The following is a 15,365-nucleotide window of genomic DNA, read 5'->3' on the forward strand; positions in this document are numbered from 1 at the left end:
CCGGCCATCATGATCTCGGGCATCACCTACGCCGAAGCCAAAGTCTTCCTGGGGACGCTGGCGCTGACACAGCCGCGTATCCTGGCGCTGTGCGCGATGCTGCCCCTGTTCAACCGCCAGTTGCTGCCCGGCATGCTGCGCTACGCCTTGTGCGCCGCCATCGGCCTGGTGCTGGTGCCGGCGCTGGCACCGCGCTACGCCGTGATCGACCTGGGCGCGGTCGAGCTGGTGCTGCTGGTGGCCAAGGAGGTCTTCATCGGCCTGGTGATGGGTTTCCTCGTGGCGATCCCGTTCTGGATCTTCGAGGCGGTGGGCTTCGTGGTCGACAACCAGCGCGGCGCCAGTCTGGGCGCCACCATCAACCCGGCCACCGGCAACGACTCGTCGCCGCTGGGCATCCTGTTCAACCAGGCCTTCATGGTGTTCTTCCTGGTGGGCGGCGGCTTCATGCTGATGTTGACCATGCTGTACGACAGCTTCCGGCTGTGGGACCTGTGGGACTGGGCGCCGACGCTGCGCCGTGAAAGCGTGCCGCTGATGCTGGACCAGTTGGGCCGTTTTCTGCGGCTGACGCTGCTGTTCGCCGCGCCGGCCATCATCTCGATGTTCCTGGCCGAGGTGGGGCTGGCGCTGGTCAGCCGCTTCGCGCCGCAGTTGCAGGTGTTCTTCCTGGCGATGCCGATCAAGAGCGCGCTGGCGCTGCTTGTCATGGTGCTGTACATGAGCACGCTGTTCGAATACGCCGCCGAGGCCACCGGCCAGATCAGCACGGCCCTGCCGTTCCTGGACAACCAATGGCGGGCGCCATGAGCGGCGAAAAGACCGAACAGCCAACCCAGAAGAAGCTGCGCGAAGCGCGCCAGAAGGGCGACGTCGCGCACAGCAAGGACTTCACCCAGACGCTGCTGGTGCTGGCGCTGTTCGGCTACATGCTGGGCAACGCCCATGGCATCGTCGAGGCCCTGGGGCGCCTGATCCTGATTCCGTCGACGCTGGTGGGCCAGCCGTTCGAAGAGGCGCTGCCGGTGGCGCTGGAGGCGGCGTTGCGCGAAGCCGTCTACCTGGTGCTGCCGTTCGTGCTGATCGTGCTGGTGATCGGCATGTTCTCCGAATTCCTGCAGGTGGGGGTGGTGCTGGCGTTCGAGAAGCTCAAGCCATCCGCCAAGAAGCTCAATGTGATGAGCAATCTGAAGAACATCTTCTCCAAGAAGAACCTGGTGGAGCTGCTCAAGTCCATCATCAAGATCGCCTTCCTGTCGGTGCTGGTGACGCTGGTGGTGCGCGATGCGCTGCCGGAATTGATGGCGGTGCCGCACAGCGGGCTGGCCGGCCTGGAGGCGGGCGTGGGCGGCATGATGCGCACCCTGATCGTCAATATCGCGGTGGCCTACGTGGTGATTTCCCTGGCCGATTTCGTCTGGCAGCGCATGCAATACCGCAAGGGGCTGATGATGAGCAAGGAAGACATCAAGCAGGAATTCAAGGAGATGGAGGGCGATCCCCACATCAAGCACAAGCGCAAGCACCTGCACCAGGAGATGGTGATGCACGGCGCGGTCGCCAGCACGCGCAAGGCATCGGTGCTGGTGACCAATCCCACCCACCTGGCGGTGGCGATCTATTACGAGCCCGACGAGACGCCGCTGCCGGTGGTGCTGGCCAAGGGCGAGGGCGCGCTGGCCGAGCAGATGATGGCCGCGGCGCGCGAGGCCGGCGTGCCGGTGATGCAGAACATTCCCCTGGCGCGGGCGCTGATGGCGTCCGCGCAACCCGATCAATACATTCCCAGCGAGCTGATCGAGCCGGTCGCCGAAGTCCTGCGGCTGGTCAGGAAGCTGGCCGGCAATCCGGAAGACCCGACATGAATGCACCCCAGCATCCCCTGATCTCCGCCTATGCGGCACGCCACGGCCTGCCGCCCTCGGCCCGCGCCGATGGCCGCCTTACCGTGGTGATCGACCAGGTCTATCGCGTGCACCTGCAGCCGGCGCGCGATGGCTGGCTGGCCATGAGCGCACGCCTGTGTCCGCTGCCGGCCGGGGACGCCGAGCGCGACATCCTGGTGACCGAGGCCGGCAAGCTGGCCGCCGGCATGTTGGCGCGGCACGCTGCCTGCTGCGTGGTGGACCCGCAGGACCGGGCCCTGTGGCTGCAGCAGGCGTTGCCGCCGGACAGCGGCGATCTGGCGCTGGACGAGGCCGTGGGGGCTTTTGCCAATGCGCTGTCCTTTTGGGCCGGCGCCGTGCGGCGGCTGGCATGACTACGCGTTACGGGTATGTGACCCGAGGAGAGAAAGTGTTGAAGCGGATGATTCTGGCGACCGCGTTGTCGCTGGGCCTGGCGGCCGGCGCGCAGTCCGCGCCGAACTGGCCGAACGTGCCCTATAGCTACTATGCCCGCGACGAGAACCTGCAGACGCTGTTGCGTGAATTCGCCGGGGGCTTCAGCCTGTCGCTGCAACTCGGGCCCAACGTCAATGGCACCGTCAATGGCAAGTTCAATGCCAATTCGCCGACCGAGTTCATGGACCGGCTGGGCGGCGTGTACGGCTTCAACTGGTTCGTCTATGCCGGCACGCTGTTCGTCAGCCGCACCAACGACATGAAGACGCGCTCGGTCAGCGCCATGGGCAGTTCCATCAGCGCGCTACGCCAGGCCTTGCAACAGCTCGGGGTGCTGGACCCGCGCTTCGGTTGGGGCGAGCTGCCCGATCAGGGCATCGCGCTGGTGTCCGGCCCGCCCGGCTACGTCGACCTGGTCGAACGCACCGTGGCCGCCTTGCCGATGGGGGCTGGCGGCCAGCAGGTGGCGGTGTTCCGGCTCAAGCATGCCTCGGTCAACGACCGCACCATCAGCTATCGCGACCAGAAGGTGGTGACGCCGGGCCTGTCGACCGTGCTGCGCAACCTGATCACTGGCGGAGGCGGTGGCGCCAACAATGAAACCCTGGCCGCGATCGCGGCGCCGCTGCGCGACAATCCGCCGGCCTTTCCGCAGGCCGGCGGCGGCGATGGCGCGGCCGCGCAGACTGGCGGCCAATCGCCAGCGCCCGCGGCCACCGGCAAATCCGGGCTGCGCCTGCGCGAGCCCACGGTGCAGGCCGATGCGCGCCTGAACGCCATCATCGTGCAGGACATCCCCGACCGCATCCCCATCTACCGCAGCCTGATCGAGCAGCTCGACCTGCCCAGCACGCTGGTCGAGATCGAGGCCATGATCGTGGATGTGAATTCGGACCTGGTCAGCGAACTGGGCGTGACCTGGGGCGCGCGCGCCGGTTCGACCACGTTCGGCTATGGCAACCTGGGCCTCGGCCCGAGCGGCGGGCTGCCGCTGGAAAGCGGCGCCGCGCTGTCGCCCGGCACCATTGGCGTGAGCGTCGGCAATACGCTCGCGGCGCGCCTGCGTGCCCTGCAGACCAAGGGCCAGGCCAACATCCTGTCGCAGCCGTCGATCCTGACCGCCGACAACCTCGGCGCGATGATCGATCTGTCGGACACCTTCTACATCCAGACCCGCGGCGAGCGCGTGGCGACGGTGACGCCGGTGACCGTCGGCACGTCGCTGCGCGTGACGCCGCGCTACATTGAATCGAAGGACGGCGCCCGCGTCGAGCTGACGGTCGATATCGAGGACGGCCGCATCCAGGAGGAACGCCAGATCGACAACCTGCCCACGGTGCGCAAGAGCAACATCAGCACCCTGGCCATCGTCGGCAACGACCAGACCCTGCTGATCGGCGGCTATAACAGCAGCCAGAATTCCGAGCAGGTCGACAAGGTGCCGATCCTGGGCGACATCCCGGGCCTGGGCTTGCTGTTTTCGAACAAGTCCAAGACCGTGCAGCGGCGCGAGCGCCTGTTCCTGATCCGGCCGAAGGTCGTGGCGATCAATGGCGAAGTGGTGGCCACGCCCGGCGTGTCCGGCACCGGCCCCATGCTCAATGCCACCTGGGGCGGCGACGGCCGCATGACAGCGGGGCAGTATCTCGACCTGGCGCAAAGCCAGCGGACCCGCATCGTGTTCGGGCCGAATGTCGAATTGCGCCGCAGCAACGGACCGGTGCGCGCCTCCGAGTGGCTCGACGGCACGCCCGGCGCGGCGCCACTGCTGGAAGGCAAGTCCAGCGCGCAACAAGGGCCGGTGATCCAGGTCGAGCCGGTGGCGGCGCCGGGGACGGGCAGGGCGCCCTAGCGGGCGCGCTTGGCGTTGCGGGGGGGGGGGCGGCGGCGTCCTGGGACGCACGCCCCGGAGGCGGCTCAGTCGTCGAGCCGCAGCCCTTTCTGGGCCAGCTTGTCGCGCAAGGCCGCGCGGGCGCGCGACAGGCGGCTGCGCACGGTGCCTACCGGCACCGTCAGCAGCGCGGCGGCGTCTTCGTACGAGATTTCGTCGATGCCGACCATGAGCAGGATGTCGCGCATGTTTTCAGGCAGTTCGTCCAGCGATTCCTGCAGCAGTGCCAGGGTCTGGTTCTGTTCCAGCACGCGATCGGGGGGCAGATCGCTGGCGGCATGCTCGGCCAGCATGCTGTCGCTGACGAAATCGTGGCGGCGTTCAGGCGCGCGCGAGAGGTAGTTGCGCACCAGGTTCAGCGCGATACCGTAGAGCCAGGAGGACAGTTGCGATTCACCACGGAAGCTGCGGTATGAGCGGGCCGCTTCGACAAAGGCCTGTTGCGCCAGGTCTTCGGCCTCGGTGGTGTTGCCAATGTGCTTGATGATGAAGCGCTGCAATCGGGTGGAGTGTTCCCGCACCAGGTCGCGCAGCAGGTATTGTTCATCCGTGTCCCAACCCCGCCCCTCGTCGTCTGCGCGAACGGGCGGCAAATCCGTCTCCGCGGAAGCGGCTGTGCAGTCGCTGGAATGGGTCATGGATTGGGAAAAGAAACGTGTATTCAGCTACAAGTTACTACCGGTCTGCGGCGAATTATCGCAGCTTACCGGTGTCACAATATTTCGAAAATCGAAATATTGAGGCAAAAGTAGGGTTTTTTCCGTCAGAAATGTAAAAACAAGTAATCAGTGGCGGCGATATTCCGAAGGGCGGAATACCGCGGGTGGTGTCAGCGGGACAGTTGCTCGCGCAGCCAGGCGGCCGCGGTCGCCAGCGAGACCGGGCTCTGCCCTGTCTGGGTGGCCTGGTCGAAGCGGGCCTGCATGGCCTGGTCGAGCGCATCGCGGCGGCCGGCATCCAGGCTGGCGGGGGCCACGCCCGCGTCGCGACAGGCTTGCTGGAAGGCCGGGGTGTCGGCGCTGGCCGATACCGCCAGCCGGGTCAGGAAGTCGACGCCGGAGAGCGCATCGCGCGAGGTCTGCGCCATGTCCAGCGCCTGCGCGACGCTGCGGGCGGCCAGCGGCTTGCCGGGGTTGGGCTCCAGCCCCAGTTCGCGCGACACCGCGCTGGCGATGCCCTGGCCATAGCTGTGGGCCAGCGCCTGCGCGAACAGGCTGGTGGTGTCGACATTGGGCGCCACCCACGCCACGCTGCGGCCGCCGGGCGTGGTTCCGATGCCCAGGACCTGCAGCTTTTCGCCGGCGATGTCGACATAGACGTCCTGGCCGCTCTGCGCCGCCTTGGCGAAGGCTTCGAGAGAGACGAACGGCGAGGATGGGGTAACCGATGAAATTGTCATGCAGCCAATAAATCCGGCGTGTCCAGGGTCGGGCCCGTAGGAGATTCAACAGCCCCTGTGATTGAGTAACCCGGTAGGCGTTTTGGTTCCATCGCCAGGACACGTAGGCGGATTTTATGCTATTACCCGGCGTTCCCGCCCAGGCCAGGCCGCGGCGCGCTACCGCGCCTCGTAGACCTCGTCTGCCGCCAGCAGGATATCCACCGGCGGATCGAAGCCGATGATACGCGCGGTCTGCAGGTTCAGGGCGATCTTGGCGGGATCGATCCAGACCTGGCTCAACTCGCGCGCCTTGGCGCCGTTGAAGATCCGCGCCATGGTCTCGGCATAGAACAGGCCCACATAGGAATAGTCGGCCTGAGCCAGGCTCAGCAGCAGGCCGTGCTTGACCTCTTCGGAGCCCAGCATCGAGAAACTCGGCACGCGCGCCTGGCGCAGGATCTCGGCCACCGTATCGATCGATGCCGGGGTCACGCCCCGGTGCACCGTGACGTAGGCGGCATCGATCTGCGGCGCCAGCCTGGCATAGCATTCGAGCGCATTGCGGGTCGCGGCTTCCTGCGGGATGCCGTTGGAGGGCGCATTGCAGGTCAGCACCTCGAAGCCCTGCTCGCGCGCCACCTGCTCGACGGCGTCGACCGCGCTGTAGGTGCGGCCTTCCGGGCTGTCCTCGTACACCAGCCCGAGGCGCTTGAACGGCACGATTTCGTGGAACAGGCGCACCTGGCGCTGGTAGCGCTCGGGCTGCACGCGGGCATGCAGGTTGTCCAGGCCGCTGTCCTGCGCCGAGCGGGTGATGCGGGCGCCGATGGCGTCGCTGGTCGACGCGACAATGGTGGGCACCGGCGCGCCCATCGCGGCCATGTCCTGGCCGGCCCAGGTGCCCATGGCGATGATCAGGTCGATATCCTTCCTGCCTTCCAGCCGCTGCTTGATGGCCTCGCGCACCGCGGGCCGCTGGGCGGCGTCGAAGTTGCCGGGCTGCCACCAGGCATCGCGCACGAATTCCAGCGTGTCGCTGTGGGCGTTGTCGGCCAGGTAGTTCCACATCTGCCTGCCGTTCAAGCCGTCGGGAATGGCGGGCAGGGTGATCCAGCCCAGCTTCTGCAGGCCCTCGACCGTGACGCGCAGGGTGCGCGGATACTCGCTGTAGTCGCCGCTCTCGAAATAGCCGATACGCCATTTCTTGCCGTCGGGACGCGTCACGGGGGTGGTCGGGAACACCTGGGCGGGCGTGGCGGCCGGGGACGGCGCCGCCCCGGCCTGGGCGTGGCTCGCGGCGGGCGCCAGCAGGGCCAGGCTCAGCAAGAGGGTGGACAGCGAAGTCTTCATGGGCGGCGGATCACGATCAAGGTGATGTCATCGGATTGTTCCGCGCCGTCGGCAAAGGCCTGCACGTCTTCCAGCAGACGCTTGGCCAGGCTGGCCGCCGGCACGGGGGGATTGGACAGCACGGCCAGCAGGCGCGGATCGCCATACTGCGCATTCTGTGGATTGACGGCCTCGGTGATGCCGTCGGTGTAGCCCACCAGCATCTCCCCCGGCGCCAGCACTGTCGACAGGCAGCGGTATTCCAGGTCTTCCTGCACGCCACAGGCCGGACCGCTGCGGCCTTCCAGCAGCCGCACCACGCCATCGGCGCCGACCACCGCCGGGGGCAGGTGGCCGGCATTGGCCCACTTGAGTTCGCCCGTGGTCATGTCGAGCACGCCGACCAGCAGCGTGACGAACATCATGTTGGGGTTGTTCTCGGACAGGCGGTTGTTGATCTTCTGCATGATCAGCGCCGGGTCGGTCTCGTCCTCGGCGGTGGCGCGGATCAGCGTGCGCGTGACGGCCATGAACAGCGCCGCCGGCACGCCCTTGTCCGACACGTCGCCAATGGCCAGGCAGAGGCGGCCGTCGGGCAGCGTGAAGTAGTCGTAAAGGTCGCCGCCGACCTCCTTGGCCGGCAGCATCACCGCGTTCAGGTCGACCTGTTCGCGCGTGACGGGCGACAGTGGCACCGGCAGCAGGCCGAGCTGGATCGCGCGGGCGATGTTCAGTTCGCTTTCGAAGCGCTCGCGCGCGGTGGTCTCGCGCATCAGGCGGGCCACATTTTCGCGCAGCTTGCGGTCCATGAACAGGAACGACGAGGCCAGGCGCCCGACTTCGTCCTTGTGCTTGTCCGGCAACGCGGCGATATGGGCCGGCACGCTGGCTGCGGCGGTCAGGTCCTGCTCGGGCAGCAGGCGGGCGTAGTGCGTCAGCGTTTCCAGCGGCCTGACGATGCGCGCCGCCACCAGCCAGGCGCACACCAGCGCCACCAGCATCATGCCCACGAAGATCAGCGCCTGCCGGTTGAGCAGTTCGCGCGCCGGCGCGGTCAGGTCGCTCTCGGGCACTGCCGCCACCACGGTCCAGCCCAGCGGCGCGAAGCGCGCGCTGTCGATCCGCCAGAGGCCGCTGCCGCCATCGACACTCAGGCTTTGCAGCTTGCCGCTGGCGTCTTGGCGCGCCAGCAGCGTGCGCAGGGTGGCGCCGTCCTGGTCGCGGGCTTCCAGCAGGCCGGCACGGGTCTCGGGCAGCGGCACGATCATGCGGCCGTCCTCGGCCATGATGAAGATGAAGCCGGACTGCGCCAGGGTCAGCTTGGCCAGCGTATCGCGCACCGAATTCTCCAACTGGGCGCGGCGGTTGTCGATCTGTTCGATCACGTCGTGGGCGCTGTCGGAAATGGCGAATACCCAGTTCCAGGGGCGGAAGTAGCCGAAATAGGCATAGCGCGTTTCGCCGTCGCCGCGCTGGGCCGACGGCGGCCAGCGATAGATGGCGAACCCATAGCCGGAGGTACGGGTTTCCTGCAGCAACGCTTGCGCCAGCGGACGGTTCTTGAAGTCGGACAGCGTCGACAGATCGCGGTCGATCATGTCGGGGTCGCCACTGGCCAGCACCCGGAAGTCGGCGTCGTAGACAAAGGCGTAGCGGCGGTCGTCGAGCTTGAGACGATTGATCCAGGCGCGCGCCATGCCCTTGGCCGCGCCCGGCGTCACCAGGCCGCGGTCGGCCAGGTCGGCATAGGCGCCAAGGGCCGCCGCGACCACGGTGCCGCTCTGCATCAGTTGGCGCCGGCCGCTGCGCACGGTGGATATCTTGTCCGCCAGCAGCGCGCCCCAGCGGGCCTCGGCGTCGCGCAGCACCAGCTCCATCACGTTGCTGACGGCATGGCGTTCGCTGGTCATCACCGTGCGGGTGACGTTGCGCTGCGAGGTCAGCATCACGAATGCCGCCACCGCCAGGAGCAGCGCTACGACCAGTAGAAAAATCTTGCTACGGAGCGAGCGCAACGACATGGGGGCGATTGGAGGCGGGTGGGGTAAGGGCGTGAAATAAGATGCAATTTGCATTAATTGTAAATACCATTAGTGCCCGTGTGTAAATACTTTGCGGCGGCGTGGCCCCATGCGTAGCGAACCAATACAAATAGTGCTCAATGGGTTGCGTCGCCGCCCGGTCCTGGAAGTCACGCTGGCCTGCCTGGCCGTACTGCTGCTGGCGCAGGCGCTGATCGGCGCCCTCAGTCTGTCGGCCTTGAACCGGCTGGTGGTCGACACCACCGCCGATCGCGTCGAAGTGGTGGCGCGGCGCGTGGCCGGCAACATCGAGAATGGGCTGCGCCTGGGCAAGCCGCTGGAGCAGTATTTCGGCCTGCGCGACACCTTGCGCGATGGCCTGGCCGGCTCGCGCGGGGTGCAAGGCGCGGCAGTGCTGCTGGCCGATGGCCAGGCGCTCGCGACGCAGGGCGAGTTGCCCGAGGACGCCGCGCGCCTGGCGCGCACGCTGGATGCGGGGCACGCGGCCATCACCGCCGGCGCGGCGCGGCGCGCGTCCGGCGCGCTGGTCGCCGTGGCCGATGACCGCGTCACCGTGGCCGTGCCGCTGACCGCCGCGGGGGGCAAGACTCTGGGGGCCGTGGTGCTGTCGGCCATCCAGGACGGCGAGGCCAGCCGCCGCTTGCTGGTCGATAACCTGCAGGTGCTGCTGGTCGTTACCGTGTTGGTGGGCCTGGGCCTGGCCGCGGTTTTCAAGTACGTCGTGCCGCTGACCTCGCTGGCCGCCGGCGGCCGCGCACGTTTCGTAGTGCCGTTGCTGGCCCTGGTGCTGGCGCAGGGCGTGTATGCCGCCTACACCATCTCCACATTCCGCAGCGGCTGGCTCGAGGTCACGCGCAACAACGTCGGTCTGCTGGCCGAAGGCCTGCAGCGCGACCTGAACCGGGTGCTCGGCTATGGCCTGGAAGTGGATCGGCTGCGCGGCGTCGAAGCGCCGTTCACGCGCTTGGCCGCGACATTTCCGGCAGTGGCGCAGATCGAACTGGCCGATCGTGATGGCCGCGTCCTTTATGGCGCCGATGCGCGCGGCGCGCTCGATGTGGCGGGCCTGCCGCCGGTCCGTCCAAGGGCCGACGACCTGACCCTGGTGCTGCCGCTGGGCGCGGCGCTGGCCGATCCGAAGGCGCATGGCGACCTGGTGCTGCGCCTGTCCGGCGACGTCATCGCCGCTGGCGTGCGCAGCCGCGCGCTGGACGCCGTGACCGTGGTCGCCGTGGCGCTGGTGGCCGCGATCGAAATGTTGCTGCTGCTGGCGCTGCTGATGAATCGCGCCTTCGCCGCGCGCGCCACGTTGCCCGACGGCAGCCGGGTCGGCCCGGACGATGCGTCCGAGGTCGGCCGCATCGCGCGGCCGGTGATGTTCGGATTCCTGTTCGCCTGGGCCCTGCCGCTGGGCTTTCTGCCCCTGTATGCGCGCAGCCTGCCCGCGGGCGGGTTGGACCTGCCGGCCAATCTGCTGCTGGCCCTGCCGATCTCGGTGGAGATGGGCTGCGGGCTGCTGACCTCGCTGCTGGCCGGTCGCCTTACCGACCGCAAGGGCTGGCAGGTGCCGGTGCTGGCCGGCCTGGGCGTATCCGCCGCCGGCATGCTGGCCTGCGCGGCGGCCGCCAATCTGTGGCTGTTCAGCGCCGCGCGCGGCCTGGTGGGGTTGGGCTACGGCTTGACGTGGATGGGCCTGCAGGGCTTTATCGTGACGCGCAGCCCGCCGCAGTATCGCGGCCGCAACATGACCGGCGTGATCGCCGGCCTGTTCGCAGGCCACCTGTCGGGCGCGGCGGTGGGAGCCATGCTGATGGAGCAGGTCGGCTTTCGCGCGGTGTTCGCGGTCGGTGCCGTGATGCTGGTCATGCCGCTGGCCGGCGTGCTGATCCTGATGCGCCCCTACATGGATCGCGGACGCGGGTTGGCGGCGCAGACCGCGGTCCGCGCCCGCGCGCACCTCTCGGAGACGCTGAAGCTGCTGTTCACGCGCGATTTCGGCCTGCTGCTGCTGGGCAGCGTGATTCCGTTCTCGATCGCGCAGGTCGGGCTGCTGTCTTTCGCCTTGCCCCTTTACCTGGAGGCCGAAGGCGTGGCGGCCTCCAGCATTGGCCGCGTGCTGATGATCTACGGCTTGTGTGTCATCTATGTCGGCCCATTGATGGGCCGCGTGGTGGATCGCAGCCGCATCAAGAAAAGCTGGATCGTGCTGGGAGGCCTGGTGGGCAGCCTCGGCATGCTGGGCCTGTACTTCAACAGTGGCCTGCTGGCCGCCGCCGCCGCGGTGCTGTTGTTGGCGCTGGCCAGTTGCTTCGCCGGCGCTTCGCAATCGCCATACATGCTGGCCCTGCCACAGGTGCAGCGCTACGGCGCGGCCGGCGCCACCAGCGTCATGCGCGCTGCCGACAAGCTCGGGCAGATGGCGGGTCCGCTGGTGGTCGGCGCCATGTTCGGCGCCGCCGGCATGGGCGCAGGGCTGGCCGCGACCGGTGTGATCTATCTGGCCGCTACGTTGCTGTTCCTGTTGTTCGCCCCGGCCCGTCCGCGCCAGGACACGGCCTGAACCCGCGGCCCCGGCGGGCGCCAGGGCTGTTTTTCGACGGCCGCCGCGGTGCCGGGGCGCCGCCATTCAACGCGCGCCGGCCAGCGCCACCGGCACGCGCGCGCTCAGGCCCGTGAGCAATTGCGCGGCGATGCTGCCCGCCGCCATCGCGACTTCCTCTACCGGCAGGCCTTCCGCGCCCCACAACGTCACGGGCGCGCCGATCGCGGCCTGCGGCACGGGGCCGAGGTCCACCGCCATCATGTCCATCGAGACGCGGCCCAGCAGGCGCGTGCGCACGCCGGCTACTACCACCGGCGTGCCGGTGGGCGCATGGCGCGGGTAGCCGTCGGCATAGCCGCAAGTGACGATGCCCACGTCCATCGCCGCGGGCGCGATGAAGGCGCCGCTGTAGCCGATGCCGGCGCCCGCCGGTACGCGCTGGATGCCCACGACCTGCGAGTGCAGGGACATGGCCGGCAGCAGGCCGAGCTGGACCGCGCTGCGCTCGGCGAACGGGCTGGCGCCATACAGCGCCAGGCCCGGACGGACCCATTGGGTGGCGGCCGCCAGCGCGGCATGGCCCAGCATCGCCGCGGAATTGCTGGTGGACACCGGGCCGGGCAGGCCCGCGATCACGTCACGAAAGCGCGCGTCGGCCAGCGCCACCCCGTCGGCCTCGTCGGCGCGCGCGTAGTGGTTCAGGTGGCCGACTTCACCGATGAGTCCGCGTCTGGATAGATCGCGCGCCAGCGCGAAGGCGGCGCGGTAGTCGTCGGCGCAGAAGCCGGTGTGGTGGATGTCGCCGGCAAAACGCAGCCAGACCGCCGGCCGTTCGGCGGCGGGCGCTTGCGCCAGCCATTGCAATTGCGCGGCATGGGTAATGACCAGGTGCAGTTGCGGCGTATCCAGCAGCAATGTGTCGGCTTGCGAGTACAGCCCGCCGTAGACCAGGACCGGGCCGTCCCAGCCCAGCCTGCGGCAGGCGCGCGCTTCATCCAGGTGCAGCACCGCCAGTCCGTCGGCGCCACGCAGTGCGGGCAGCACGCGCGCCAGGCCATGTCCATAGGCATCGGCCTTGACGGTGGCCCACAGCCGGGGCGCGCCGGTGGCGGGCAGGGCGCTGCGCAGGCGCGCCAGGTTATGGGCCACGGCGCCCGCGTCGACGCGGGCATACAAAGGGCGGGCAAGCAATCCTTCCGGGCGATAGGGAGCGTTCACGGGCGGCATCTGGGCGTGGGCCGCGCGCAACCGGCGCGCAGTGTATGCATGAGTGACAGATGACCGGGTCTGGTTCGGTACTTTCTGCCTATGCGTTGCTGGGGGTCGATAGCGCGTCTCGATGTGACGCGCCGGTGAGGTCAAGCGGCGCGCATGACCAGCGTCAGATGGTTCTCGTTGCCGGTGCGCGTGTAACGCAGGTCGTGCAGATAGTGCTGCATCAGCCGCACGCCGTGGCCGCCGATTTCGGCGTCATCGAGCGAAATGGCCAATGGGGGAGGCGGGGTCAGGGTGGGGTCGTACGGGCGGCCATTGTCGGTTATCTCCAGCGAGATCCACTCGCCGTCCTGGCGGCAGGCCAGGCGGACGCGCGCGGGATCGGGGGCCTGCAGGGGATCGTCGAAGGCGTATGAAACGATGTTCGTCAGCGCTTCGTCCAGGCTCAGGGACAGACCGAAACTCAGCTTGGGCGACCAGGCCTCGCGCTCGGCAATGGCCTCGAGCCATTCAATGGCGGAAGCGACGGCGCGGGCGTCGGGGACGAGGTCAAGCGTATCGGACTGAGGGGGCATGGTCGCCTTGCGTTCAGGGGTACACGTGCAGGTGGAAGTATGCCCGATTGCGGCCGGCTGGCGTATGGGGGCGCGAATCGCGCTTGTCCTGGCGCAATTTGCGTTGGGCCGCGTGGGCGCCTCGCGTATCATCTCGGCATTGCGCCGCGGCCGAATTGCCGGGATCGGGGCGTCGGTCAATTTCCGGGAACCACTATGAATCTCGCAATCGAGAAAGTCGGGGAAGTGCTGGTTGTCGCGCCCGAGGGCCAGATCAACAGCGGCAATGCCGCGGGTATCGAGGCGGACCTGCTGTCGCACGTGGAAAAGGGCGAGCGTCGCTTCGTGCTCGACATGTCCAACCTGAACTACATTTCGAGCGCCGGCCTGCGCGTGGTGCTGGTACTGGCCAAGCGGCTGAAGCAGGCCTCTGGCGCACTCGCGCTGTGCGCGATGCAGCCGCATGTGCGCGAGGTGTTCGACATCAGTGGTTTCCTGGCCATCCTCACGGTGGTCGATACGCGCCAGGAAGCGGTCGACAAGGTCGCTTGAAGCGCCGCGCGCGCCCAGCCGGCGCGCACGGCTTGCGCGTCAGCGCCCGTGGTTCTCGCACGAGGTGTCCAGCAGGTCGTCCTCGGGCGTGATGACGCCGGGGTCGCCGGGCGGCTCGATGGCGCGGCCCTGCCGCGGCATGCCGGCCACCGTGGGGCTCTGGTCGGGCATCGGCAGGATCTCGGTGCCCTTGCGCGGATCGACGGCCGGCGGCTGGGTTGCGGCCGGCGTCGGCGGGCTTGCGGGACGGGAGGAATCGCTGGCGGTTTTCAACATGATGAGGTCTCCGGTTGCGGGCGTCCCGGGATGGCGACGCGCCGGGGATTTCCCTTCATCCTTCATGTTAGGACCGCGGACGGCGCGCCGCGCGCTTTGCGCTGTCACGTTTGCAAGGGGCTGTTGCAGCGCCTGGCCCGCATTTACCGCCGGCCCCGGCCCTTATAATGCCGAGCGCGTGTCCCCGACGCGCCAGCGCCACTGCCGGGCGCCGCGCGACCTCGCGCCACCGCGGCCGGCCTTTCTCATTTCCAACTGCTCACCTTGACCGAACCCGTCGAACGCTCCGTGCATGCCGAACTCGTCGCCGTCCTGGTCGCCGTCACCCATGGCGAGCCGCGCGTGCTGACGACCGAAGACGCGCGGGCGCTGCCGGCCGGGCCATTCGAATTGGCCCACCGCTCGCTGCAGGCGGGCCTGCGCGCCTGGGTCGAGGCGCAGACCCATCACCCGTTGGGTTATGTCGAGCAGTTGTACACCTTTGCAGACGGCGACCGTTCCGACGAGTCTGGCGCGCGCGTCATGTCGGTCAGCTATCTGGGCCTGACGCGCGAGGCCGGCGAGACCGGCGTGGCGCAAGTCGGCTGGCAGGACTGGTACCGCTATTTCCCCTGGGAAGACCGGCGCGTGGGCACCGCGCTGGTCGACGACCTTATCGTGCCGCGCTTGCGCGCCTGGTGCGACGATACCGCCGACGCCGCCATGCGCCATCGCCGCCGCCAGCGGGTCGCCATCACCTTCGGCCTCGACGGCGCCGCCTGGAACGAAGACATGGTGCTGCAGCGCTATGAATTGCTGTTCGAGGCGGGCCTGGTTCCCGAGGCGGCGCGGCGCCAACCGGGCGCGGCCGCCGCGCTGGTGCCGGGCGAGCCGATGCGCCACGATCATCGCCGCATCCTGGCCACCGGCATCGCGCGGCTGCGCGCCAAGATCAAGTACCGGCCGGTCGTGTTCGAGCTGATGCCTGCGCAATTCACCCTGCTGCAGTTGCAGCAGGCGGTCGAGGCCTTGGCCGGACGCGGGCTGCACAAGCAGAACTTCCGCCGCCTGATCGAGCAGCAGGCGCTGGTGGAAGAGACCGGCGACATGGCGACGGGCACGGCGGGCCGGCCCGCCAAGCTGTTCCGCTTTCGCCGCGACGTATTGCTCGAACGCGCCATCGCCGGCAGCAAGCTGCCGCTGTCGCGCAGCCTGTGACGCTTGACAAGCGCATATACTCATATTTAGCATAAATGCCTGCG

The 15,365-nt window shown here is 68.3% G+C and carries 14 protein-coding genes; 7 read left to right on the forward strand and 7 right to left on the reverse strand.

Annotated elements, in window-relative coordinates:
• Positions 1-9 precede the first annotated feature (9 nt).
• The 4 genes from sctT to sctC are packed head-to-tail and all read left to right on the forward strand — an operon-like array spanning position 10 to position 4,194.
• Positions 10-810 (forward strand): type III secretion system export apparatus subunit SctT, encoded by an 801-nt coding sequence (sctT, locus tag AC6LKG_RS06760; protein WP_498163623.1) that lies wholly within the window; start codon positions 10-12, stop codon positions 808-810.
• The gene (gene sctU / locus AC6LKG_RS06765; RefSeq protein ID WP_498163624.1) at positions 807-1,865 is read left to right on the forward strand and encodes a type III secretion system export apparatus subunit SctU; all 1,059 of its coding nucleotides are present in this window, start codon (positions 807-809) and stop codon (positions 1,863-1,865) included. The genes sctT and sctU overlap by 4 nt, the downstream gene beginning before the upstream one ends.
• Positions 1,862-2,260, forward strand: a complete 399-nt coding sequence (locus AC6LKG_RS06770; protein ID WP_498163625.1) for a CesT family type III secretion system chaperone — start codon at positions 1,862-1,864, stop codon at positions 2,258-2,260. The genes sctU and AC6LKG_RS06770 overlap by 4 nt, the downstream gene beginning before the upstream one ends.
• A gap of 47 nt (positions 2,261-2,307) precedes the next feature.
• Positions 2,308-4,194: a type III secretion system outer membrane ring subunit SctC gene (gene sctC, locus AC6LKG_RS06775; RefSeq protein WP_498163699.1), complete on the forward strand. Its 1,887-nt coding sequence runs from the start codon at positions 2,308-2,310 to the stop codon at positions 4,192-4,194.
• A 65-nt stretch (positions 4,195-4,259) separates the two neighbouring features.
• Here the strand turns inward: sctC and AC6LKG_RS06780 are convergent, their stop codons facing one another.
• The 4 genes from AC6LKG_RS06780 to AC6LKG_RS06795 form a co-directional block, all read right to left on the reverse strand.
• Positions 4,260-4,826 carry an RNA polymerase sigma factor gene (locus AC6LKG_RS06780; protein WP_498163626.1) on the reverse strand — a complete coding sequence of 189 codons (567 nt, stop codon included), beginning with the start codon at positions 4,824-4,826 and terminating at the stop codon, positions 4,260-4,262.
• 236 nt (positions 4,827-5,062) lie between these two features.
• A complete protein-coding gene (locus tag AC6LKG_RS06785; RefSeq protein WP_498163627.1) occupies positions 5,063-5,632 on the reverse strand; it encodes a BspR family type III secretion system anti-sigma factor in 570 nt (189 codons plus the stop codon).
• A gap of 159 nt (positions 5,633-5,791) precedes the next feature.
• Positions 5,792-6,964, reverse strand: a complete 1,173-nt coding sequence (locus AC6LKG_RS06790; protein WP_498163628.1) for an ABC transporter substrate-binding protein — start codon at positions 6,962-6,964, stop codon at positions 5,792-5,794.
• Positions 6,961-8,964: a SpoIIE family protein phosphatase gene (locus tag AC6LKG_RS06795; protein ID WP_498163629.1), complete on the reverse strand. Its 2,004-nt coding sequence runs from the start codon at positions 8,962-8,964 to the stop codon at positions 6,961-6,963. The genes AC6LKG_RS06790 and AC6LKG_RS06795 overlap by 4 nt, the downstream gene beginning before the upstream one ends.
• A 109-nt stretch (positions 8,965-9,073) precedes the next feature.
• On the opposite strand from AC6LKG_RS06795, the gene AC6LKG_RS06800 reads away from it, so the two are divergent.
• Positions 9,074-11,545, forward strand: coding sequence for an MFS transporter (locus tag AC6LKG_RS06800; RefSeq protein WP_498163630.1), 2,472 nt, complete (start codon positions 9,074-9,076; stop codon positions 11,543-11,545).
• 66 nt (positions 11,546-11,611) lie between these two features.
• Here the strand turns inward: AC6LKG_RS06800 and alr are convergent, their stop codons facing one another.
• Positions 11,612-12,754 (reverse strand): alanine racemase, encoded by a 1,143-nt coding sequence (gene alr / locus AC6LKG_RS06805; protein WP_498163631.1) that lies wholly within the window; start codon positions 12,752-12,754, stop codon positions 11,612-11,614.
• A gap of 131 nt (positions 12,755-12,885) precedes the next feature.
• Positions 12,886-13,317 (reverse strand): ATP-binding protein, encoded by a 432-nt coding sequence (locus AC6LKG_RS06810; protein WP_498163632.1) that lies wholly within the window; start codon positions 13,315-13,317, stop codon positions 12,886-12,888.
• Positions 13,318-13,512: 195 nt separating this feature from the next.
• On the opposite strand from AC6LKG_RS06810, the gene AC6LKG_RS06815 reads away from it, so the two are divergent.
• The gene (locus AC6LKG_RS06815) at positions 13,513-13,848 is read left to right on the forward strand and encodes an STAS domain-containing protein (RefSeq protein WP_498163633.1); all 336 of its coding nucleotides are present in this window, start codon (positions 13,513-13,515) and stop codon (positions 13,846-13,848) included.
• Positions 13,849-13,887: 39 nt separating this feature from the next.
• Here AC6LKG_RS06815 and AC6LKG_RS06820 read toward each other — a convergent pair whose 3' ends face one another.
• Positions 13,888-14,124 (reverse strand): hypothetical protein, encoded by a 237-nt coding sequence (locus AC6LKG_RS06820; RefSeq protein WP_498163634.1) that lies wholly within the window; start codon positions 14,122-14,124, stop codon positions 13,888-13,890.
• A 264-nt stretch (positions 14,125-14,388) separates the two neighbouring features.
• Here AC6LKG_RS06820 and AC6LKG_RS06825 point away from each other — a divergent pair, with 264 nt between their 5' ends.
• Positions 14,389-15,321 carry an NUDIX hydrolase gene (locus tag AC6LKG_RS06825; protein WP_498163635.1) on the forward strand — a complete coding sequence of 311 codons (933 nt, stop codon included), beginning with the start codon at positions 14,389-14,391 and terminating at the stop codon, positions 15,319-15,321.
• Positions 15,322-15,365: the final 44 nt, after the last annotated feature.

The sequence above is a fragment of the Achromobacter sp. 46006 genome, from assembly GCF_059761975.1.

Excerpts from the sequence above, each read along its gene's own strand:
- AC6LKG_RS06785 (WP_498163627.1), bottom strand. The coding sequence starts at position 5,632 with ATGACAATTTCATCGGTTACCCCATCCTCGCCGTTCGTCTCTCTCGAA.
- AC6LKG_RS06790 (WP_498163628.1), bottom strand. The coding sequence starts at position 6,964 with ATGAAGACTTCGCTGTCCACCCTCTTGCTGAGCCTGGCCCTGCTGGCG.
- AC6LKG_RS06795 (WP_498163629.1), bottom strand. The coding sequence starts at position 8,964 with ATGTCGTTGCGCTCGCTCCGTAGCAAGATTTTTCTACTGGTCGTAGCG.
- AC6LKG_RS06820 (WP_498163634.1), bottom strand. The coding sequence starts at position 14,124 with ATGTTGAAAACCGCCAGCGATTCCTCCCGTCCCGCAAGCCCGCCGACG.
- sctC (WP_498163699.1), top strand. The coding sequence starts at position 2,308 with ATGATTCTGGCGACCGCGTTGTCGCTGGGCCTGGCGGCCGGCGCGCAG.
- AC6LKG_RS06810 (WP_498163632.1), bottom strand. The coding sequence starts at position 13,317 with ATGCCCCCTCAGTCCGATACGCTTGACCTCGTCCCCGACGCCCGCGCC.
- sctU (WP_498163624.1), top strand. The coding sequence starts at position 807 with ATGAGCGGCGAAAAGACCGAACAGCCAACCCAGAAGAAGCTGCGCGAA.
- AC6LKG_RS06770 (WP_498163625.1), top strand. The coding sequence starts at position 1,862 with ATGAATGCACCCCAGCATCCCCTGATCTCCGCCTATGCGGCACGCCAC.
- AC6LKG_RS06815 (WP_498163633.1), top strand. The coding sequence starts at position 13,513 with ATGAATCTCGCAATCGAGAAAGTCGGGGAAGTGCTGGTTGTCGCGCCC.
- sctT (WP_498163623.1), top strand. The coding sequence starts at position 10 with ATGATCTCGGGCATCACCTACGCCGAAGCCAAAGTCTTCCTGGGGACG.
- alr (WP_498163631.1), bottom strand. The coding sequence starts at position 12,754 with ATGCCGCCCGTGAACGCTCCCTATCGCCCGGAAGGATTGCTTGCCCGC.
- AC6LKG_RS06800 (WP_498163630.1), top strand. The coding sequence starts at position 9,074 with ATGCGTAGCGAACCAATACAAATAGTGCTCAATGGGTTGCGTCGCCGC.